This is a genomic window from Picosynechococcus sp. NKBG15041c, assembly GCF_055380235.1.
Window position 1 is genome coordinate 631587 of record NZ_AP040363.1, and the last position, 22126, is coordinate 653712.

Sequence of the window (22126 nt, forward strand, 5' to 3'; positions counted from 1 at the left end):
GAATCTGGGGAGTCTCTTTCTGTGGTTGCCCTTGGGAGAGATGTCGTCAGGCAGAGGGGATTAACTTCTCAGGGTGACCGCAAACTGTTTCACCAGAGCATCCCGTACTTTTTGGTGGACGGGATCAATTTCTTCGTCTGTGAGGGTTTTGTCCGTAGCTCGATACCGCAAGCTAAATGCCAAGCTCCGCTGACCTTCTGGAGCATGCTCACCGCGATATTCATCAAACAGTTCCACCCCAGCCAGCAGTTTCTTCGCGGTTTTTTGCATTACCTGTTCCAAATCCCCAACAGAGGTTTCTAGGGGTGCAAAGAAGGCTAAGTCGCGGGTGACTGCCGGATAGGTAGAAAACGCCTTGAAAACAGGAACCTGTTGGGATGGGCGACTGAGTACGGCTTGCAACATCTCCAGTTTTAGCTCAAACACATACGCCGCATCGATGAGATCTTTCTCCTGACGCAGTTGGGGATGCAATTGCCCAAAAATGCCGATTTGTCGTCCCTGGAGCCAGAGGGAAGCGGTACGGCCAGGATGAAGCTTATTATTACTAGAATCAGCACGGTAACTGATCTCTAGACCCAACTGGGTGAAGGCCGCATCGAGTAAACCTTTTGCTTCGTACCAAGACATGGGCTGTCCTTTGCCACCGTTGGCCCAACTGCCATCGGGGTTAAGATTTCCACCAAGAATCCCCGCAAGGTAATCAGCTTCGGCATAATCCTCATTTTCCAGCCAGAAAACTCGGCCAATTTCAAAGGCGTTTAAGGCCCCATTGCCCTGGGATTGGTTGTAGATAAAGGCATCGATGAGCCCTGTGAGGAGTTCTTTGCGCAGGGCCGAATATTCCACAAAGAGGGGATTACTGAGTGTGATATCTGCCAATTCCGGCTTCACGAGGGAATAGTGCACCACTTCCGTTAAGCCGATCGCCCGGAAGCTCTCGCGCAGTTTACGATTCACTTTTTCAGCCGGGGAGAGGAAACCAGCGGCGGATTGACTGGGCAGGGTATCGCAGAAATTGTCGTAGCCATAGAGCCGGGCCACTTCTTCAATCAGGTCGATTTCCCGCTCTAGATCTCGGTAGCGGTAGGGGGGCACTTTCACGGCCCAAACCCCTTCACCGGTGGATTCGAGTTCACAGCCGAGATCCGCCAAAATGCGTTCCACGTCGGCTAGGGGCACATCGAAAATTTCACCATCTTTTTGCACATGGCCCAACACCTCATGGAGTCGTTGCAGGCGGAGGGTAATTTTGGGCCGAGCGTTGGGATCCGGCCGGGTATCTGCCATCCCGCGATGGACCACGGTGCCGCCAGCCAGTTCTTGCAGGAGGGCGATCGCCCGTTGCGCTGCCCGGTCCAGTTCCACTTGGTTAACCCCCCGTTCATAGCGGGTCGAAGATTCACTGCGGAGGCCCACTGCCCGGGAAGAACGACGGACGGTCACGGGTTCAAATAGAGCTGCTTCCAGGACAATATTTTCCGTGCCACTGTGAACTTCCGTACTCTCACCACCCATCACCCCAGCCAGGGCGACCGGGACATCATTGGCGGTAATCACCAAGTTTTTCTCTCCCAGTTCCCGTGCCTGGCCATCGAGAGTCGTTAGAGTTTCGCCAGCTTTCGCTAGCCGTACCCCCAGGGTAAACTCTGTGGCCCCAGCGACAGCCACGAGACGTTCCCGGTCAAAGGCGTGGAGCGGCTGACCCCATTCGAGCAGGACGTAATTTGTGATATCGACCACATTATTAATCGGGCGAGTGCCAGCGGCCTGTAAACGGAACTTGAGCCAATCGGGAGAAGGCCCTGTTTTTACCCCTTCAATCACAGTGCCAATGTAGGCAGGGCAGGCCAGATGATCGGCGACCGCAATTTGTAACGTGTTCCCAGCGGCTTTGAGGGGCGGAATTTCCGGCAACTTCACCTCAACCCCAGTTAAGGCCGCAACTTCCCGGGCAACCCCCACCATGCTCAGGGCATCGGCGCGGTTGGCGGTGGCGGTGAGGTCTAACACCACATCATCTAAACCCAAGAGGGGGCGCACATCCATCCCCGGTTTCAGGTCTGCTTGGGTGAAAATATGAATCCCCTCGGAGTCTTTTTCGAGCCCCAGTTCCGAAAGGGAGCAGATCATGCCAGAGGAGTTGACCCCCCGCAATTTCGTTGGTTTTAATTTCAAGTCAATGGCGGGCAGATAGGTGCCCAGGGTGGCGACGGGGACGAAAATATCGGCCCGGACATTTTTTGCACCGCAGACAATTGTGGATAGTTCAGCCGCACCAATATCGACTTGACAGACGCTGAGCTTATCGGCATCGGGGTGGGGTTCACGGCTGACGACTTTTCCCACAACCACCCCATCGGCCAAACGGCGACGATCTTCAATTTCTTCTACTTCAAAGCCAGCGATGGTGAGGGTTTTGGCTAATTCTTCTGGGGATAGGCTGATGTCGACAAATTCTTTTAACCAATTCAGGGAAATCCGCATTGACTTTTGGGGGCGTTACAGTAGTTTCAAGGAACTTATTTTAACTGGATCCCTCCCCCTCCCGGGAAAATCTTCTGGGCGATCACCCTAGATTCTTAGGCGGAGGCGATCGCCAGAAAATTTTTAGCCGTACCAAATCAAAATGCAAAAATCCCACCCATGTCTTTGCCATAAACATAAGGATGAAGCTCAAGGATGTCAGGGTGTTGGGATATGATGGAGCGTGAGGTACATAGGTCGTGATATTCCTGCCATGCGCACCTGAGGCCACAAGATACACTGCTGTCCCGTGCCCCCCTGGATCGCCTACTGTAAAGGGTAGTGGCGATCGCCTCCCCCACCAAGGTGACTCTGGATGAGCTACTGCATTAACCCCGAATGTTCTAATCCCAAAAACCCACTCAACGCCCGGGTCTGTGCCACCTGCGGCAGCAGTCTGATCTTGCATCAGCGCTACAAATCCCTAAAGAGCCTAGGCCAAGGTGGTTTTGGTGCCACCTTCCTCGCCGTAGATTTAAACCTCCCCGGTAAACCCTCCTGTGTCATTAAACAGCTCCGGCCCTCCAGCAATGTCCCCCACCTATTCCAAATGGCCCGGGAACTCTTTGAGCGAGAAGCCGAAACCCTAGGGCGCATTGGTAACCATCCCCAGGTGCCCCGACTGCTCGATTACTTTGAAGATAGCCACCAGTTCTACCTCGTCCAAGAATATGTAAAAGGCAATAACCTCCAACAGGAAGTGAGAAAAAATGGCCCCTTCAGCGAAGCAGGAGCGCGGCAATTTTTGAGTGAAGTATTGCCCGTTGTCCAATATATCCACTCCCAACAGGTGATTCACCGCGATATCAAGCCGGCTAACTTGATCCGCCGTGAACAGGACAAAAAACTTGTCCTCATTGATTTTGGCGCCGTCAAAAATCAAATTAATCTTGAGGCCGTGGCTAATTCCTCCGATCAAACGGCCCTCACCTCCTTTGCTGTCGGAACCCCTGGTTACGCGCCCCCAGAGCAAATGGCCATGCGCCCGGTCTATGCCAGTGATATCTATGCCGTGGGAATTACTTGCCTCTATCTGCTCACGGGGAAATCTCCCAAAGATCTAGACTATGACCCCAAAACCGGGGAAATGATGTGGGAATCCTTTGTTGATATCAGTAACAGTTTTGCCAGTGTTCTCCGCAAAATGCTAGAAAGCTCTGTCAAGCACCGTTACCAGTCAGCCCAAGAGGTATTAGATGCCCTTGAGATGGAACCCTACATGGAAAGCTTGGCCCAGGGAATGGCTGATTTAAGTGGGGCCGATGCGATCAAAGGCACAACAGGCGGACAACTGCCCAATGACCCCCTGGGCGAGGACGACGAGGATCTGACGGCGGGCCCCTCCACTTCGGCCCATTCTCGCTTAGCCATGGCCATTCGAGCGAGGCAAGACCGCTTTAAAACAAACCAGGGAAAACGGAATGTCCCCCATTCCCCCAGTTCTGCGGCAGGGCAGCGGGCAAACCGTGTCCAACAAAATCAACAACATAAGCCCCGTTCGACTACGGGACGGAGCACACGTCTAGAAAAAAATTCAACACAAAATATACCGAAGCCAACGACTGTGAAATTAACTTCTCAGGATGTGTTGAGTGGCTACAACCAAGGACGTAAGGATTTTGCTCAGTTACAACTGGTGGCCCTGAGTCTACCGCGTCTCAATTTAGCGGGTTGTATTTTTCATCAGTCTCAGATGATCCAGGCGAATTTTCAAGGGTCAGATTTAAGTAATGTTGATTTTGGCAAAGCTAACCTCAGCCAAGCAAATTTGCGGGATGCCAATTTAGGCCGAGCTTATCTAAGCTATACCAATCTCAGTAATGCGGATCTGCGGGGGGCGGATTTACGTTTTGCTTATTTGAACTATGCCAACCTCGAGGGGGCCAATCTCTGTGGTGCTAATTTGCGAGATGCGAAGGTGACGGAGCAACAATTAAAAAAGGCGAAAACCAACTGGGCAACGGTAATGCCTAACGGAAAACGGGGTTTATTTTAACCGTTGCTCTTCCGCCAAGCGGCGATATTCCAAGTATTCATATCCCAGGGCGTAAGGGTAACACCCATTAGGCGATCGCCAATGCCTGCCGTTTCTGCCCGGTGTACGAGGGGAATCACCGCAAAATCTTCAATTAACAGATCATTGAGGCGGATCAAATTAGCCTGACGCTGGCCCGGATCTAACTCTATGACCGTCGCTGCCCAGAGGTTGTCATAGTCCGAGTTACAGTAGCGGGAATCATTATCTCCCGTCCAGTTGTTGGCCTGGGTGGGAATTTCATCACAGGTGTAACGGCGCAGGTAGGGGAGAGGATCTGGGTTCGTATTCCCTGTCATAAACATTTGTAAGTCTGCGGTAAAGCGCTCCACTGTGTCCGAGTTCCCTGGATCCCCAGAAAAATAAACGCTGGCATCGATACTCTTGAGATCGATCGCCATACCGATCTGGGCAAGGTTTTGCTTGATAATCGCCTGGGTCTTTTGGCGCAGAGGATTCACAGAGGTTTGAAATAACAGACGCATTTCGATCCCATTTTTGTCGCGGCTGCCATCCCCATTGCTATCAACCCAACCGGCTTGATCCAGGAGTTGATTTGCCCGCCCTGGGTCAAATTCAAAGCGGGTATTGGGAGAAACTACCTCGGGGGGATTGACGACAAAATTACTGGTGGCCTGACCTGTCACCCCATAAAGTTCTTGGGCAATGGTGTCGCGGTCAATGGCGGAGGCGATCGCCTCCCGGACTAAAGGATCACTCAAAAAAGGATGGGGAAAAGCCAAGCTCGACCGCTCGCCACTGGGGGTGGCCTGATTTGGATCCGTGAAATTGAGCACCAATCGTTCACTGAGGGCGCCAAAATTGGTTAACACCTGGCCCCGACCCGCCGCCTCTAACTCTGTCAGCACCTTGCTTTCCACCTGGAGATTGTAGGCAAAATCTGCCTCCCCCGTTTGCAGCACCGCCCGCGCCGCCGCCGTTGCATCCCCCCCACCTTTCAATTCCAGCCGTTCAAAAGCCAGTTGTTCCACCGCACGGTAGTGGGGATTTTTCTCGTAGACCACCACATCCCCGGGTCGAAACTCTGTCACGCGATAGGGGCCCGTACCTACAGGTAAAAGGTTTGCCGGAGCCGTCCGTGCCTGTTCGCCTGGATAGTTGATAAATTGATGCCTGGGCAAAATGACCCCTTCGGCTCCCACAAAAATCCCAAACCAGGCAGGTGTGACTTCCTTGAAAGTAATTTTGACGGTTGTCTCATCTAGGGCCTCTACGGTTTCTATCCCCTGGACATTTCCTGCATTGGTCGCCCCTGTCGCCGGATCGCTGAGAAATTCGTAGGTAAACACCACATCTGCCGCCGTAAAGGGTTCCCCATCAGACCAGCGTAAATCAGGTTTTAAGCGCCAGGTTACCGATCGCCCGTCAGCACTGAGGCCACCATTTTCGAGGGTCGGAATTTCAGCCGCCAGGATCGGGGTCAGTTCGCTGTCTGGGTCAAAGCTAGCGAGGGGTTCGAGGGTAATACGGCTGGCTTCCCAATCCTTGAAACCCGTGGATAGGTGGGGATTGAGAATCGTGGGAGCTTGCCAATATAAAAGCTTGAGTTGGGTTGGATCATCCTGGCGGGGGGCCATGTTAGCACCACTGCAAGCAACCAGCAGGAGGGAAGCAACAAGGAGAGTCGGGCGAAATAAATGGGGCATTAGGCTCAGGGCAAGGGGGGAGTGGCGGATTCAACGGGGGCAACAATGGGATTTTCTAGGGCACCAATGCCCTCAATGGTGATCAACAAGCGATCGCCAACCTGTATCGGTTTCACCCCTGCGGGGGTTCCCGTTAAGATCACATCCCCCGGTAGGAGGGTCATCACCTGGGAAATATAGCTCACCAGTTGCGCTAGGGAAAACACCATATCCTGGATCGAAGCATCCTGAACGGGCTCAGTTTCAGATTCTTCGGTTTTGACATAATTTATATAAGTCCGCAGCCGGGCATCGGGGCTAATTTCCCGCACAATCCACGGCCCCAGGGGACAAAACGTATCAAAGCCTTTAGCCCTCGTCCATTGGGCATCCTGTCGCTGGAGATCCCGCGCCGTGACATCATTGGCGATGGTATAACCCCAAATCTTTTGATGGGCTTCTTCCTCGGAGCAATGGTGGAGGCGATCGCCAATGACCAGGGCTAATTCCCCCTCAAACTCTAATTGCTGGCAAGGAGTAGGATAGACAATGTTCTGTTGGTGTGCCACAAGGGAACTGGGCGGCTTCAGAAATAACAAAGGCTCCGGCGGCACTGCCTGATTAAACTCCGCTGCATGGGCTGCATAATTATGGCCCACAGCCACAATCTTAGACGGGGCACAGGGAGTCAAGAGTTGATACCCATCTGGCTCCAAAATTTCCCCTGTCGGTTGTCCCCCCAACCAAGCTGGCGCATCGATGATCTGCACTTCCCAGTTGAGCTGTAAGAGCCCATAAAGTACTTGCCCTTGGGGGGTCTTGACCCGTACATATCGTTTCGCCATAGATGGATTTCAGTCAAACTGATTAGGGATAAAAAACAAATATCACCGGACAATGGCGATCATCGATCCTCCCATTGCCTAACACTGAAGCAATAGTCTACCTGCAAATTTCTGCAAACATTTCCTAAAGCTAGGCAAGGTGTAGTAGAATTTTATATCCTTGCTCCTCGAATCGTAAAAGAAATCTAATATTTCTATTTCCGCACACCGAGCAGCCCTATTGTCCAGAAGGATTGAAATCAAACAGTAATGAGCAACAACTACGAAATGATGTACATCCTGCGCCCCGACCTCAGCGAAGAGCAGGTGCAGGAAGTGTCGAGTAAATACAAAACGATGCTCCAGGAATCTGGTGCCACTGATCTCCAAGTGCAAGTACGGGGCAAACGTCACCTCGCTTACCCCATCCAAAACTTCAACGATGGTATTTATATCCAGGTGAACTACAAAGCCGATGGTAGTCAAATCAAAGCCATTGAGCGGGATATGCGCTTAGGTGAAACTGTTATCCGCTACCTCACGATCAAAATGGATGCAGAGCCCGCTGAGCTCGAGACAGAAATTGTGCCACCTTCTGAACCAGCCGCTGCTGGTGCTTAAGCCCTGGTAACCCCACAACAATTACACAATTAAGCCTTAATTAAAAATGAAAAAAGGTGGAAGAAATTTTCTCTCCACCTTTTTTTAATGCCCTTACCTAGATCGGCACAGCCAGGCTATGGCCTAGGGGTAAGAAAATGGCAAAAACCTCTTCTCCTGATGCCCGTCGCCGAATTGCAAGTTTCCCCCCCAACTGTTGGAACAGATTTTTGGTGACATTGGGGTTGAGGCTCAAGCTTCCAGTTTCTGGCTGAAAGACCAGCAGTTGACCGATCGCCTTTTCGAGACATTTTTGACCAAGGCCATGGGATTGGACTTCGAGTTTGAGTTGGTCACCAGCCGTACTCACCTGAATTTGTACCTCTGCCCCTGTCGGTAACCGCCGGGTAAAGGTTTCAATGAGCCCAGAAAGTACTTGATCCAACATGGCTGGATCGCTCACCACCTGGGGGAGGTAAGGGGGCAATGTCACCTCAAGGTTGACATTACGCCGTTGGGCCTGTTTTTGCCAGCGGGGTGTCCCTTCCTGGAACAGTTGTTCTAGGGAAATGGGCATTAACTGCACGGAATGCCGCTGCTTTTGGGAGGGGGTTTCTAATTCTGCGGCCCGGAAAATGAGTTCCATGCGCCGGATCTGCTCATTGCATTCCTGTTCGATGGTTTCGATGCGCTTGATGATGTCTTGGGTGAGCTGGGTTTTCTTTTTTAGTAGCAGCTTCGTCATGGTGCGAATCGTCGTGAGGGGGGTACGAATTTCGTGGGTGAGGGCTTGGAGGAGTTCGAGCTCTGGTTGTACCGCCGGCACTGCCCGCTCTGGGATGGTTGAGGATTCTTCTGGAAGGATAATTTCGGTGTGGGGGAAAGTCGCGACCAGCGATCGCACAAAAAGCTGACTGAAGCGAACCACGAGGCGATAATCGGGGACAGCACCGCTTAGGGGTTGCCACCGTCGGGCAAGAGCTTGGAATTGAAAGGGTTGGGTGAGGGCCAGTCGCCACTGCAAAATATCCCAAATGGCGGCGATCGCCTCCGGCTCAAAAGAAAATAATAACCCTCGGGGAGAGGCGGCCATCGCAAAGTTAAAATCTTCTGTGAGGATTACGCAAAATTGCTCCTGGGCCAGGGGATCTTGGGGTAAGAGGGGAAATTCCACCATGTTGTTTTCAGGCGATCGCCCTTGGGGGCAACCCACGCCGGGCAACTGGAGCCGGTCCCGGGCGATGTGTCGGAGATTTTTTGGGGTGAGCACATAATGGTCATAGTGGCGGGCGATCTGGGGCGCGGCAAACAAAGGACTGGGGCTCGATAAAATGATGCCGTGAGTGGCGGCCGTGGTCGCTTGTAACAATTCTGTCAGCGAGGCGATCGCCGCTCCCCATTGTTCTCCCTGATGCCCAGAGTCTACGGGGGGAGATAGCGGCTGAAATTTTTGGAGAATCCCCACCACTGTCTGTTGGATGTCTAGTTGTTCGAGATCTAAATTCACCACAGTTACTCCGACGCCGACCCTAAGTTACCTTGATACTAAAGGGATTCCCTGCAAAATAGAAGTCGTACAACCGAACAAAGCGTAGTGGGGTTTTACCGGAAAGTCCAATTTCTCGGAGTCTTGGTCTGCCTTCCGGATGGGGCAAAATCTCCAAATTTTTTTCGTCATAAAAATGGTATGTTCTGCTACACTATGAGCTGTGTAAAGAAATATTTCGGGCTCCGTGCTGGGAACGCGTGGTTTGAAATTTTACGTTTTTTGATACAGAAACAACAACAAGCTTGAGTCATACCAGCGATCGCCTCGCTGGTTTTTTTCTGGGGGCCCTTGCTGAGATAATGGATGCCACGACTTTTTAAGACCTTTCTTTGGATCTCAATGGTTTCGCGATTGAGTGACCATCTTTTAAAATTACTGACCTATGGAAAATTTGGATTTCGCCCTCTATACCCAGTGGTCGGCCTATGCCACCCTGCTATTTACTGTTTTGGCGATCGCCGCCTTCGTCTTCAAATGGGGCATCCGTTTTCGCCTCGTGGGAACAACAGGTTTCATGATCGTTCTAACGATCGGTCTCTTTGGTTTGAGCCTAGGCTTATTCAATCGCAGTGTTGTCCCTGGGGCTGTCCGCTATACCCTCGTCTACGATAATGGTGCAAACTTAGCAGTTGTCGCCGTCAAGCCTGATATTACGGTCGACGAAGTCAATGCTACTCTCCAACAGGCCTCCAATGACCTTTTCTCCTACGGCCGCGTTGGTGGCGGGGAAGATAAATTTACCGTGCGCCTCCGGGTGCTCAACCATCCTGAACCCGGTATTTCTGAGCCATTATATTTGGGTCAAGTGCGGCGTTCAGTCACCGACCGCGAAACCGCGAGCCTTGATGTTCAGCTTTATCCAGAAAATTTCAAAAAACTGCCCCAACCTAACGCCATTAGTTAGGATCTAGGGGGTTGCCTTTTTCCCGTTGCTTTTACAATCATCCACCACCTATGAAAAACGTTGCTGCTCCAACCGAAACTGCTATGTTGCAAATTTTTATTGCCCCGGCCCAAGTGGTGAAGGGAAATAACGCCCTGGCCCAGGCAGGAGCGGCGATCGCCCGGTGGGGAAAACGGCCCTTTGTGGTGGGAGGACAACAGACCCTGGCACAGTTGGCAGCTCCTTTAAATGCCCTCAGTTCCCAAGAAAACCTAGATTTAGCCACAGGGAGCTATAGTCCCGATTGTTCGGAAGCCTCCCTAAAAAGTCTGGCGAAAAAGTTTAAGGGCCACAAGGCAGATTTTGTGATCGGGATTGGTGGCGGCAAAGCCCTGGATACGGCAAAGCTCCTTGCCCACCAGCACCATTGCCCGATTGTCACGATTCCCACCTCGGCGGCCACCTGTGCGGCCTGGACAGCGCTCTCGAATATTTATTCTGACCAGGGGGCATTTCAGTATGATGTCGGCTTGGCCCAATGCCCTAATTTGCTGATCCTTGACTATAATCTGATTCGCACTGCCCCCCAACGGACGTTAGTGGCTGGCATCGGGGATGCGATCGCCAAGTGGTATGAAGCCTCTGTGAGCAGTGGGCATTCCCCCCAGACCTTGACTATTGCCGCCGTCCAGGAAGCGCGGATTTTACGGGATATTCTCTTCCAAAAATCAGCCCAGGCGATCGCCGATGTCCAGAGTCCCGAATGGCAAGAGGTGGTAGATGCAACGGTGCTCCTCGCTGGGGTAATTGGGGGATTAGGAGGCGCTAACTGTCGCACCGTCGCCGCCCATGCCGTCCACAACGGGCTAACCCATTTGCCTGCGGCCCATGGCGTTTTACACGGCGAAAAAGTAGCCTACGGAATCTTGGTACAATTGCGCCTCGAAGAAATTTGCCAGAAGAGTCAATTGGCGGAAACCGCGCGGCAACAGCTGCTTCAGTTCTATCGGGAAATTGGTCTCCCCCAAAGTCTCGGCGATCTCGGCTTAGGTGATATGACTCTGGCTGAATTACGCCGGGTGGCTGAAATTACCTGCCAACCCCAGTCTGACATCCATCGCTTGCCCTTTAAGGTGAACCCAGAACAACTAATGGCCGCCATGGTTTCCACTCAGGCCCCCCGGGAAAGTGCCACAGCCGAGGCGATCGCCCCCACAGAAGCAAAGGTTAGCTAAAGGCGATCGCCCGGTGGCGGCGGCTGGGATAATTTTCGAGATCACGCATTAATTCACCAAATATCAGGACAGCACAACAACAGCATGAAATATCGAGTAGGTGTGATTGGAGGCGGCCAGTTGGCTTGGATGATGGGGGCCGAGGCGCGCCGTCTCGGGATGGAACTGTGGGTCCAGACCCCCAATGCCAGTGACCCTGGGGTTTCCAATGCAGACCAAGTGGTAATCGGGGCGATCGATGACCTAGAAGCCACAAAAAAGCTAGTAGAAAACTGTAATGTGGTCACTTTTGAAAATGAATTTGTCGATCTCGCTGCCCTCGATACTCTAGTGAAAAAAGGCGCTCGTTTTTTCCCTTCCTTAGCATTTCTCGCGCCCCTCCTAGATAAATATGACCAGCGCCATTGTTGCCAACAGTTGTCGATTCCAGTGCCGGATTTTGCCTTGTGGCGCTTGGGGGAACCTTTACCTGAGGGCTGGCAATTTCCCTTTGTGGTAAAAGCCCGGCGCCATGGCTATGACGGAAAAGGGACATTTATTGTGAACAATATTGCAGAGCTCCAGGCTTTGCCAGAGACCCTTGCAAATACGCCCCTCCTGCTGGAATCATTTGTGCCCTTTGAACAGGAATTAGCGGTGATGGTTGCCCGTAACCGTCAAGGAGAAATTCGTATTTTTCCGACGGTGGAAACCCAGCAAATTGACCAGGTTTGTCGGTGGGCCTTAGCGCCGGCGGCGGTGTCCCAGGCAGTACTTAATCAGGTGGAAAATATTGCTCGGACGTTGGCGGAAAAATTAAACTTGGTTGGCATTATGGGTATTGAGCTGTTCCTCACGCCCCAGGGACAAGTGCTTGTTAATGAGATTGCCCCCCGGACGCACAATTCTGGTCACTTTAGCTTAGATGCCTGTCAGACTTCTCAATTTGCGATGCAACTCCAGGCGATCGCCGATCTTCCCTTGGGTAATACGGATATGATGACCCCTGCTGCGGTGATGGTGAATCTATTGGGATTCGAGCACAGTATCGGCAACTACGCCCACAAGCGGCAGATGTTGAGCCAGATTCCCCATAGCCATGTTCATTGGTACGACAAAACCAGTGCCAGCCCAGGGCGAAAACTTGGCCATGTGACCATTTTCAGTGAAACGAAGCGGCGAGAAAAGCTACGGGCGATCGCCCAGCAGGTAGAAACCATCTGGTATGAAGGCAAAAGTCCCACCTAGCCCACTGTGGGCAACCCACACCAACGGGAACCCACGAAAGGCACACCACCCAATTGGGCTATTTTTTGTGGGGTCATCACATAAACCCAAGCTTCGGTGAGGATTGTTTGCGGGTCAGCATAGATGAGGGCTTTGACCCGTTGATATTCATTTTCTGCAGGCGATCGCCCCGGTTGATAATCTTCCAGTTCGTCGAGTTTTTCCAAAACGGCCCCATCCGCAAAACTCAGGAGACAGCCCTCCACCCAACCCGATCCCGGAACGAGGGCCGGATAACCGACAGGTAAATGGTAGAGCTGGCCGGGGATCAAGGCCGGTGTGACCTGGGGACCATGGGATTGGCAATAGCGGGGAAAATTTACTTCTCCAGGCTGGAGGGTGCCATAAACAAAAACCTTTAACATGGCGTAATTTCCGACAAAAAACAACAGGGGCCGAAACCGAGAAAAGCTATAATTAGGGCCAAGATCAGGCGCTTTCGTAAGGAACAACAGGGGCGATGGAAAAACGTTACAGCATTTTGTTGGTGGATGATGAACCGGGGGTGCGGGAGGCGGTGCAGGCCTATCTAGAGGACGATGAAGCCTTGACCGTTACCACCGCTGAGAATGCCACAAGAGCCTGGGAAATACTGCAAACTTTGACACCAGATCTTGTTATTTCCGATGTGATGATGCCCCAGGTGGATGGCTATCAGTTTCTCGGACAACTGCGGGAAGATCCCCGTTTTACCACCCTCCCAGTGATTTTCCTCACGGCGCGCGGCATGACAGGCGATCGCATTCAAGGTTACCAAGCCGGCTGTGATGCCTATTTACCGAAACCCTTTGAACCAGAAGAGCTCGAAGCGATTGTAAAAAATCTTTTGACCCGTGGCGAGGCGATCGCCCAACAGGGGAGCGGCGGCAGTAATCTCGAGGGGATTGCCCAGGATCTGCGGGAAATCAAGCAGTTCCTTGGCCAGCAAAACCAACTGGTCACCACCCCAGCGCCGTTAAAAATTGACCTCACCCCCAGGGAACAAAGTGTCCTAGATCTGGTGGCCCAGGGCTTGATGAACAAAGAAATCGCCAAGGATCTAGAGACCAGCGTCCGCAACGTCGAGAAATACGTTAGTCGCCTATTTAGCAAAACCGGAACCAATAGTCGGACAGAATTGGTACGCTACGCCCTTAAGCATGGCTTGACCCAATAATCTGTCTGCACTTTATTAAAGACTTTGTGAATTCCCTCCCGTACCATGCCCCAGCCCCAACAGCAGGATCAAGTCCATCCCCAAGCTAACCGCGATCGCCTAATTGTCGATAGCCTCCTCAAGGGGGAACCCAGCGAGCAAGCCTTGGTGGAATTGGCGCGGCTCCATATCCGTTATCAGGGCTTTCCGGGAGCCAGGGAAATTCAGCGGGATTTACAACTACTCTTTCAACAGTGGGGTCTGACGGAAGAAACGCTGTTTGCCACCACCAGGGAAATCCATCGGGCGGGGCGGGCCTACAAACATCTGCGCCATGGCGAGGAGCAACAGGATTGGAGTTAACCCACCTCAGTTTCACCGAAAAACTCACCGGGGCGATCGCGTCCCAAAATACCCTCCTGGTGGCGGGCCTTGATCCGAACCCAGAAATGTTACCGCCGGATCTGCAAGCGGGGGATTTACTCGAAAATCTCAAAACTTGGCTCCTGGGAATTATTGCCCAAACCCAGGATCTCGTTTGTGCCTACAAGCCGACCCTCGGTTTTTACCAAGCCCTAGGCGTACCGGGGATGCAACTGCTAGAGACGGTTTTGGCCCAGATTCCTGCGCAGATTCCAGTGATCCTCGATGCCAAGCACGCCGACCTCAACACCAGCAGCCTTTTTGCTCAGGCGGTTTTTGAAACTTGGCGCGTAGATGCCGTTACCTTGAGCGCCTACCCTGGTCAAGATCACATTGCTCCGTTTTTGCGCTATGGCGATAAGGGGGTTTTTCTCCAGTGCCGCACCTCAAATCCCGGGGCTAGAAGCATTCAAGATTATCCTGAAGCGGAACAACCTTTTTATCTGCATCTGATCCAGGAAATTAAACAGTGGGGCACACCGGAACAACTGTTTTTAGAAATCGGCAGCGATCGTCCAGAAATTTTTCGTCAAGTGCGCACCCTTGCCCCGGAGCGCTGGATCCTCGCCCGCAGCATCTGGCAACAGAGCCAAAACCTGGAAGAAATTATTCACCAAGGCCTCAATTTTAATGGGTCTGGCCTGTTGATCCCCATTCCCAATGATGACCTGAGCCAAACAGATTGCCGGACGCCCGTCGCCCAACTGCGGGAAAAAATCGACATCATCCGCCAGCGTTACACTCCCAGCAATGCCCGTTGTGATCTCCTCCAAGCGCCGACAGATTTCCCCGCAGTACACCCTGAAGCAGAATTGATCGTGCAGTTGTTCGATGTGGGTTGTCTGCTTTTTGGGGAATATGTGCAGGCTTCGGGGGCGACTTTTTCCTATTACATTGACCTGCGCAAAATTATTTCTAACCCCCAGGTGTTTAACCAGGTACTCAATGCTTACGGGGCGATCGCCTCTCGGCTGACCTTTGACCGCATCGCCGGGATTCCCTATGGATCGTTGCCCACGGCGACGGGTTTGGCTCTCAAGTTAAACTACCCGATGATCTACCCCCGTAAGGAAGTAAAGGCCCATGGTACGAGGCGAGTGATTGAAGGACATTTTGAACCAGGGGAAACAATCCTGGTGGTAGATGATGTGCTGATTACGGGCAAAAGCATCGTCGAAGGAGCCAAAAAACTGGAATCAGCGGGACTTAAGGTCAAAGATATGATCGTGCTCATTGACCATGAGGGGGGCGTCAAAGACCGGATCCAGGCCCAAGGTTACCAAATTCACGCTATTTTAAAAATCTCAGAGATTACCGAAACCCTTTTTCAGGCGGGTCGCATTACTCAAGCGCAATACCGCTGTCTGGTGCATTCCTAGGGGAGGACGCCAAAAATCGCGACCTTTTGTCTACAGTAGATAGGGAGAGATTGAGTTAAAAGACCCCATGGGACTACATCTGGTTGAACATCTGCAAATGGCGATCGCCACCCTGCGCACCAACAAAATGCGCAGTGGCCTGACCATGCTTGGGATCATCATTGGTAACGCCTCGGTAATTGCGATGGTGGGCCTCGGTCAAGGGGCCCAACGGCTCGCAGCAGAACAGTTTGAATCCCTCGGCTCCAATGTGCTGTTTATTATCCCCGGCTCCCGAGCGGCTCAACGCACCACCTTCGATCTGCCGCGCACCCTTGTTTTGACCGATGCAGAGGCGATCGCCAAGCAAGTTCCTAATGTGGTTGCCGTCGCCCCCCAGATCAATAGTCGGGGTTTAGTCCAATTTCGGGGGATCAATAAAGACTCTCTCGTTCTGGGGGTGACACCTGAATTTATCGAAGTGCGAGAGTTCACCCTTGACCAGGGCCGTTTCATTAGCGAAAGTGATGTGGAGCGTAACCAACGGGTAGCCGTAATTGGTTCAGAAATTGCTGACCAGTTATTTAGCACCACCGAACCTGTGGGACAAAAACTGCGGATTAATAACATCTCCTTTGACGTGGTGGGAGTGATGGCAGAGAAAGGCGCGTCCTTCGGCACAAACCAAGATGACGCCGTTTATATGCCCCTGACGACAATGTCCAACCAGATTGTTGGGCGCACCTCTCCCTATGGCACAGAATTAACCTTTATTTCCGTTTCCAGCGAAAGTGAAGACCGGGTGCGGGCAATGACCTTCCAGATTGAAAACCTCCTACGTCTACGCCACAAAATCGTCGATGAAGATGACTTTAGCGTCCAAAGTCAACAGGATTTATTAGATGTTGCCAATACTATTACTGGCGCATTAACCACGATGTTAGCGGCGATCGCCGGAATTTCTCTCCTCGTTGGCGGCATCGGCATTATGAATATCATGCTGGTTTCCGTCACCGAACGCACCAAAGAAATTGGTCTCCGCAAAGCCCTCGGCGCAACCCAAAACGATATTTTGTACCAGTTCTTGATCGAGTCGGTAATCTTAGCAGCGATTGGTGGGCTTTTTGGCACAGGCTTGGGGGTCGGGGGGGTCTTTATTGCCAATGTGTTAACGCCCCTCTCCGCACCAGTTTCTGTGACAGCAATTGTGATGGCGGTCGGCGTTTCGGGTGGAATTGGCCTATTTTTTGGGGTTTTCCCGGCGCGGCAAGCTGCCCGTTTAGACCCGATTGTCGCCCTCAGAAGTGAGTAAAACAGGTCAAGACCACAACCATTTTCCGCCGGCCTAAACTCAAACTCTAATCTGCTATACTTTATTAGCCAAAAATCCTTGGACGCATAGCTCAGTGGATAGAGCAACCGCCTTCTAAGCGGTCGGTCGCAGGTTCGAATCCTGCTGCGTCCGTTTTTTTCACCAACGACACCCTCCTATGGCACTGGTACACGGCACTTGGATTTTTCAGGCACAGCAAGCCTACTTTTTTTTGTGGTGTGAAGTCTGGCGCAGTGGGTCTGAGGTGCTGCCTCCTCCCAGGTATCCTTTTGGGGGCGATCGCCACAGCCTCGAAACCCAGTTGCAGAGCGATGGTGTCACAGTTCCCGAAAATGCCCAGTGGCTAGAGACAACCATTGCTTTACCCAGTACCAAGGGGACGAAGACGAAGCCAACAGTCCCCCTGCTGTCTCAACAGAGCCCAGTCCCTAAAACTCTGGTTTGGGCAGACTGGGAAATATCTGGCTTAGCCCTTAACCCTCGTCAGACCGCTCATCTTCTCCAGGCATTACCCCTCACCGCTGCCAGCCTTGCTGGTGACCTGCGCTTTTGGTGGCAAGTGTGCCGCTGGAGCTTAGATCTGGTGGTGCGACGAAAGTTTTTGCCCCACCTTGCCTCCCTAAAAAGCGGCGAATCTCTGGCTACCTGGATTCCCCTTTTAGATAGCGTCACGGAACAACAGCGTCTTGCCCAGTTTTTGCGACAGATGCCAGGCATTTGCCAGGGCAATCAGCCAGCAGCCCCGATTTTACTGAGTTTTCTAACGGCGATGGTGGATGCCCAGATTCGTCCCCACGCCAAGCCGCTACAAAATTTTCCTAAAACCTCAGTGGTTTTGTCGTGGTGTGATCGCCTCTCAAAGGCAAAGGCCACTTTTGAAGATGCGCCACGGTCACTGACCCATGCCTATGCGAATTGGACGTTTCCACTGCGAGATTATCTGGTGCAACCGCCGGACTTTAGCCTCAAACAGCCCTTGTTTCGTGGTTGTTTCCAGCTCTTGCCGCCGGAGAAAGATCAAGACACTTGGCGACTGCAATACGGCCTCCAAGCCCTCGGCAATGTCCAGGAAATGGTGACTGCCGATGCAATATGGCATGATCCTCGTCAACCCCAGGAAATGTTTCTCAAGGGTCTTGGCCTTGCTTCCCGTCTATATGGACCAATTCGTGAGAGCCTAAATGAACCCCAGCCCTGTGGTTGCTCCCTTGATGCGATCCAAGCCTATGAATTTATCCGGTCGGTGGCCTGGCAGCTGCGAGATAAGGGCTTGGGTGTCATGCTCCCAGAAGGTCTTGAAGCCGGTACTAACGAAGTGCGTCTGGGCCTGAAAATTTCGGCCCGGATTCAGGATGAAAGCCGCCTAAATCTCCAAAGTCTTCTGCAATATAAACTGGAAGTAGCGGTGGGAGAAACCACCCTAAGCGCCGAGGAATTTCAAGATCTTCTCGCACGGCGATCGCCTCTCGTGGAAGTGGGGGGGCAATGGCTAGCCTTGCAACCGACGGATGTGCGGGCCGCCCAGGAAATTTACCGTGCGAAAATCAGTGAGCAGCCCCTACGGGTAGAAGATGCCCTACGGCTGGGGGCAGAACCGGGCCAGGTGTTTGCAAAGCTCCCGGTGGTGGGCTTTGAGGCGTCGGGAGCGTTGCGGGAACTGCTCGATCATTTAACCAATAATGAAGCCCTCAAGCTGATTGATCCCCCCGCATCTCTCCAGGGAACTCTCCGGCCTTACCAACATAAGGGGATGAGTTGGTTGAGCTTTTTGCAACAATGGGGTTTAGGGGCCTGCCTCGCCGATGACATGGGTTTGGGGAAAACGATCCAGGCGATCGCCTTTTTATTAACCCTCCAGGAAGCAAAAAAATTAACCAAGCCTGTGCTGTTGGTTTGCCCGACTTCGGTGGTGAGCAACTGGGAGCGGGAAATCCATAAGTTTGCCCCTGGCCTGAAAACCTTGATTCACCATGGCGATCGCCGCGCCAAGGGGAAAAATTTCGCCAGCAGTGCAAAAAAATATCAAGTGATTCTAACCAGCTATCCCCTTGTTTTCCGGGATCAAAAAGAACTAGAAACGGTTTCCTGGCAGGGGATTATCCTCGATGAAGCCCAAAATATTAAAAATCCCCAGGCGAAACAGTCCGAAGCGGTACGCGCCCTTGATGCTGGTTTTCGGATTGCCCTGACGGGGACTCCTGTGGAAAATCGCCTCCGGGAACTGTGGTCGATTCTCGATTTTCTTAACCCGAACTTCCTCGGCAGCCAACAATTTTTCCAGCGGCGCTTTGCGATTCCCATCGAAAAATATGGCGATCGCCAAACCCTCCATAGCCTGCGCAAACTCACCCAACCCTTTATCCTGCGTCGCCTCAAAACCGACAAAACCATCATCCAAGATTTGCCAGAAAAACAAGAAATGGAGGTGTTTTGCAGCCTTTCTAAAGACCAAGCAAATCTCTACCAAAAGCTGGTGGATGAATCTCTGGTGGAAATTGAAAATACCGAGGGCATTAAACGGCGCGGCCTAATCCTGACCCTTCTGCTGCGTCTCAAACAAATTTGTAATCATCCGGTTTTACTCCAGAGTAAACCCCAACTCGGCAAAAACTTTGCCCAGCGCTCCGGCAAACTCCAACGCCTAGAGGAAATGCTCGAAGAACTGATCTCCGAAGGCGATCGCGCCCTGATTTTTACCCAATTTTCCGAGTGGGGTAAGCTGCTGCAACCCTATCTCCAGGAGCGCCTCGGCCAGGAAGTCATTTTTCTCTACGGGGCCACTAAACGCGAAGCCAGACAACAGATGTGCGATCGCTTTCAAAATGACCCCAATGGGCCGCCCATTTTCATTCTCTCCCTCAAGGCGGGGGGCACGGGCTTAAACCTGACGCGGGCTAATCACGTTTTTCACGTCGACCGCTGGTGGAATCCGGCGGTGGAAGACCAGGCCACCGATCGCGCCTTCCGCATTGGCCAGAAGCAAAATGTCCAAGTCCATAAATTTGTCAGCACCGGTACCCTCGAAGAAAAAATCAGTGCAATGATCGCCAACAAAAAAGACTTGGCTGAACAGACCGTTGATACTGGCGAAAATTGGCTCACGGAACTAGATACCAACCAACTGCGAGATTTATTGCTATTGGAGCGCGATCGCCTGATGGAGGACTAGCCAGGAGGATCGCCTTGCCGCCGCACCGTATAATAGGAAGGCTAAACTCCACCAACCCATTGATACCCTCCACCCCAGTATGCAAAAACGCACCTCCTTTGATTCTGCCGAGATTATGCACCGGGCCGAAGATTTGATGCAGGCCGCCTCGAATCGTTATCGCATCACCGTCCAGGTGGCCCAGCGGGCGAAACGCCGTCGCTATGAAGAATTTGATGCCATTGAAGATCCGTTGATGAAGCCGCCGATCCGCGCCATTATCGAGATGTCCGATGAGCTGACCCAGCCAGAAATCATTGGCGAATAGCCAGCGCACCTAATCTTGGCAACAAAACCGTCTTTCTTCTGAAAAAAGGCGGTTTTTTCATGGGTGATGTTTGCAAAAAAAATCTCAATAAGTTTGTGGCAAGTGTCCCGAGAAGAACGGTGGAAAGTAAACTGGGAACAATGACAACTCAGCGCAAGAGAGAATAGAGCTCCCATGAAACTGCTGTTGGTGGATGATGACCCGATTTTTCGTCTAGGCTTTTGTACCGCGTTGGTACAGGCAACTGATTGGGCGATCGCCGCAGAAAATTTTGATACTATTTTGTCCGAAACGCCCCGTCAAGATTTGGATTTGATTCTTTGTGATCCCGCATGGCTGGGCGATCGCCATTGGCTCCGTTACCGGGAACTACAAACTTTTTATCCCAGTACCCCCGTCGTTCTCCTGACTAGCCAACTAGATGCAGAACGAATTCTTCAAGCAAAACGGGATGGGATCAGCGGCTATTTACCCAAAGGCATGGCGATCACCGCCCTGATTCCAGAGTTGCAAAGCATCATCGCGGGCGGCAAAGTTTGGTCACAACAGCCCCGAGGCATTAACCAAAATTTCTTGGCAGGCTTACGTCGCCGGGGGCTGCAACAGATTTATACCAATCTTGATCAGGTGGAAAGCTATTTAGCCCAAGAAAACCTTCCTGCTTTTTATCGCCTTGTCTTCGCTGGACAGCGCCGGGAACTGAGGACAGCGGCCTGGTTATTACGCAGCTGCTTACCCCAGAGTGCTGTTTTTCTGGAGTCTCGCCCCCTAACCAACAACGATCGCTCTAATCGGGAGCCTGGAGCGATCATTATCAGCACCCCCCTAGAGATTACGACAAGCAACACCCGCTGGCAAAGCAGCCTTGAACAAACTTTTATCAAGCTCAATGGCCCCTTAAGTAACGCGACAACAAGTAGTTTTGAACTGGAAGTGATCGCCCCGGCAAAACGCCGAGAATTGCTCTACATCATTCTGCAGCAACTAAATTTTATTTTTAATGATCCCCAGTGGCGAAACTTAGAATTAGAGCAGTTTTCGGAGCAGTGCCAGTATAGTATTCGTAACCTCTGGAAATTTAGCGCCCAAGAATTTATCGGCCGCTACAATCTCACCGCCGACAACCAAGCGGAAGGCTTTTTGGCACTGCTCAACCGGGTGGCGATCGCCAATACCCCAGCCCTCAATCCCAGACTACCCCACAACCGGGAATTGTTTGCCTACTTCCTGCGGGATGAGCCTTTGACCATTGATAATGTCACTTATCGCCTAGAATCTCAGGAGGCGATCGCCCGTAGTCAACAAATTCTAGAACATCTCCTGTTAACCCTGGCCAATGACATTTTGCAATTTGTCTTAAATACCTTGCCAGAACCGGAGCTCCTCAAGGCGGAAATTTATCAACCCAAGCTTCGTTCCGCCCGGGCGATCGCCCGTTTTCGCAATGATTTATCCTGGCATTACCGTCTCCGGCAATATTGGTTAGAACCCAAGGCAATCTTTGAAAGTCAGTACCACCTCTTAACCTTGGGGAATACTGGCATTGTGGTAACCACGATCCATTCACCCCGCTATCAAGAATTAGCTAGCCTCCGGGGGATTCCCTGGGCAGTAACGATCCTCTTAGAATTGCGAGATGCCTTGGCTCCCCGGGTCCGGGCGATTATCTCTTGGCTGGGAAAAATCTTGGTTTACCTACTCACCAATGTGGTCGGTCGCGCCCTGGGGCTCATTGCCCGGGGCATCGTCGATGGGGCAGGCAGCAGTTGGCAGAGTTTGCGATCGCGCCAGGTGGAATTGGCCAATGGTGGCCGTAAAAATCCTCTCAAGTTTTGAC

17 protein-coding genes and 1 tRNA gene are annotated in these 22126 nt (G+C 52.1%); 13 read left to right on the forward strand and 5 right to left on the reverse strand.

The window, feature by feature from the left end; all coding sequences use genetic code 11:
* Positions 1-60: 60 nt before the first annotated feature.
* Positions 61-2487, reverse strand: a complete 2427-nt coding sequence (gene pheT / locus ACZ45B_RS03075; protein WP_024544972.1) for a phenylalanine--tRNA ligase subunit beta — start codon at positions 2485-2487, stop codon at positions 61-63.
* Between the two features lie 355 nt (positions 2488-2842).
* Between pheT and ACZ45B_RS03080 the strand changes: the two genes are divergently transcribed.
* Complete coding sequence (locus ACZ45B_RS03080; RefSeq protein WP_024544973.1) at positions 2843-4522, forward strand: serine/threonine-protein kinase; 1680 nt, start codon at positions 2843-2845, stop codon at positions 4520-4522.
* Here the strand turns inward: ACZ45B_RS03080 and ACZ45B_RS03085 are convergent.
* Positions 4519-6228, reverse strand: a complete 1710-nt coding sequence (locus ACZ45B_RS03085; RefSeq protein ID WP_024544974.1) for a peptide ABC transporter substrate-binding protein — start codon at positions 6226-6228, stop codon at positions 4519-4521. The two genes, ACZ45B_RS03080 and ACZ45B_RS03085, sit on opposite strands and share 4 nt — an antisense overlap.
* A gap of 5 nt (positions 6229-6233) precedes the next feature.
* Entirely contained in the window at positions 6234-7052 is an 819-nt protein-coding gene (locus ACZ45B_RS03090) for a fumarylacetoacetate hydrolase family protein (protein ID WP_024544975.1), read from the reverse strand.
* 249 nt (positions 7053-7301) lie between these two features.
* Here ACZ45B_RS03090 and rpsF point away from each other — a divergent pair, with 249 nt between their 5' ends.
* Complete coding sequence (rpsF, locus tag ACZ45B_RS03095) at positions 7302-7652, forward strand: 30S ribosomal protein S6 (RefSeq protein WP_024544976.1); 351 nt, start codon at positions 7302-7304, stop codon at positions 7650-7652.
* 97 nt (positions 7653-7749) lie between these two features.
* Here the strand turns inward: rpsF and ACZ45B_RS03100 are convergent, their stop codons facing one another.
* Positions 7750-9141, reverse strand: a complete 1392-nt coding sequence (locus tag ACZ45B_RS03100; RefSeq protein WP_024544977.1) for a sensor histidine kinase — start codon at positions 9139-9141, stop codon at positions 7750-7752.
* A 421-nt stretch (positions 9142-9562) separates the two neighbouring features.
* On the opposite strand from ACZ45B_RS03100, the gene ACZ45B_RS03105 reads away from it, so the two are divergent.
* The 3 genes from ACZ45B_RS03105 to ACZ45B_RS03115 all read left to right on the forward strand — a co-directional run bounded on the left by ACZ45B_RS03105 (position 9563) and on the right by ACZ45B_RS03115 (position 12525).
* Positions 9563-10084 carry a Ycf51 family protein gene (locus tag ACZ45B_RS03105; RefSeq protein ID WP_024544978.1) on the forward strand — a complete coding sequence of 174 codons (522 nt, stop codon included), beginning with the start codon at positions 9563-9565 and terminating at the stop codon, positions 10082-10084.
* Between the two features lie 50 nt (positions 10085-10134).
* Positions 10135-11298: an iron-containing alcohol dehydrogenase family protein gene (locus tag ACZ45B_RS03110; protein WP_024544979.1), complete on the forward strand. Its 1164-nt coding sequence runs from the start codon at positions 10135-10137 to the stop codon at positions 11296-11298.
* Positions 11299-11382: 84 nt separating this feature from the next.
* The gene (locus tag ACZ45B_RS03115) at positions 11383-12525 is read left to right on the forward strand and encodes a 5-(carboxyamino)imidazole ribonucleotide synthase (RefSeq protein WP_024544980.1); all 1143 of its coding nucleotides are present in this window, start codon (positions 11383-11385) and stop codon (positions 12523-12525) included.
* On the opposite strand, the gene ACZ45B_RS03120 is transcribed toward ACZ45B_RS03115, so the two are convergent.
* Positions 12522-12929, reverse strand: coding sequence for a gamma-glutamylcyclotransferase family protein (locus ACZ45B_RS03120; RefSeq protein ID WP_024544981.1), 408 nt, complete (start codon positions 12927-12929; stop codon positions 12522-12524). The genes ACZ45B_RS03115 and ACZ45B_RS03120 overlap by 4 nt on opposite strands.
* 95 nt (positions 12930-13024) lie before the next feature.
* Here ACZ45B_RS03120 and ACZ45B_RS03125 point away from each other — a divergent pair, with 95 nt between their 5' ends.
* From ACZ45B_RS03125 to ACZ45B_RS03160, 8 genes are all read left to right on the forward strand, one after another.
* Positions 13025-13720 carry a response regulator transcription factor gene (locus ACZ45B_RS03125; RefSeq protein ID WP_024544982.1) on the forward strand — a complete coding sequence of 232 codons (696 nt, stop codon included), beginning with the start codon at positions 13025-13027 and terminating at the stop codon, positions 13718-13720.
* A 45-nt stretch (positions 13721-13765) separates the two neighbouring features.
* Positions 13766-14062 carry a DUF3288 family protein gene (locus ACZ45B_RS03130; protein WP_024544983.1) on the forward strand — a complete coding sequence of 99 codons (297 nt, stop codon included), beginning with the start codon at positions 13766-13768 and terminating at the stop codon, positions 14060-14062.
* Positions 14053-15501, forward strand: coding sequence for a bifunctional orotidine-5'-phosphate decarboxylase/orotate phosphoribosyltransferase (locus ACZ45B_RS03135; protein ID WP_024544984.1), 1449 nt, complete (start codon positions 14053-14055; stop codon positions 15499-15501). Before ACZ45B_RS03130 ends, ACZ45B_RS03135 begins: the two co-directional genes overlap by 10 nt.
* Positions 15502-15568: 67 nt before the next feature.
* Complete coding sequence (locus tag ACZ45B_RS03140) at positions 15569-16792, forward strand: ABC transporter permease (RefSeq protein WP_024544985.1); 1224 nt, start codon at positions 15569-15571, stop codon at positions 16790-16792.
* Positions 16793-16872: 80 nt separating this feature from the next.
* Positions 16873-16945: transfer RNA gene (locus tag ACZ45B_RS03145), tRNA-Arg, on the forward strand.
* Between the two features lie 25 nt (positions 16946-16970).
* The gene (locus tag ACZ45B_RS03150) at positions 16971-19982 is read left to right on the forward strand and encodes a DEAD/DEAH box helicase (protein ID WP_024544986.1); all 3012 of its coding nucleotides are present in this window, start codon (positions 16971-16973) and stop codon (positions 19980-19982) included.
* Positions 19983-20061: 79 nt separating this feature from the next.
* The gene (locus ACZ45B_RS03155) at positions 20062-20289 is read left to right on the forward strand and encodes a DNA-directed RNA polymerase subunit omega (protein WP_024544987.1); all 228 of its coding nucleotides are present in this window, start codon (positions 20062-20064) and stop codon (positions 20287-20289) included.
* Between the two features lie 174 nt (positions 20290-20463).
* Entirely contained in the window at positions 20464-22125 is a 1662-nt protein-coding gene (locus ACZ45B_RS03160; protein ID WP_024544988.1) for a DUF3685 domain-containing protein, read from the forward strand.
* The last annotated feature ends 1 nt before the right edge of the window (position 22126 follow it).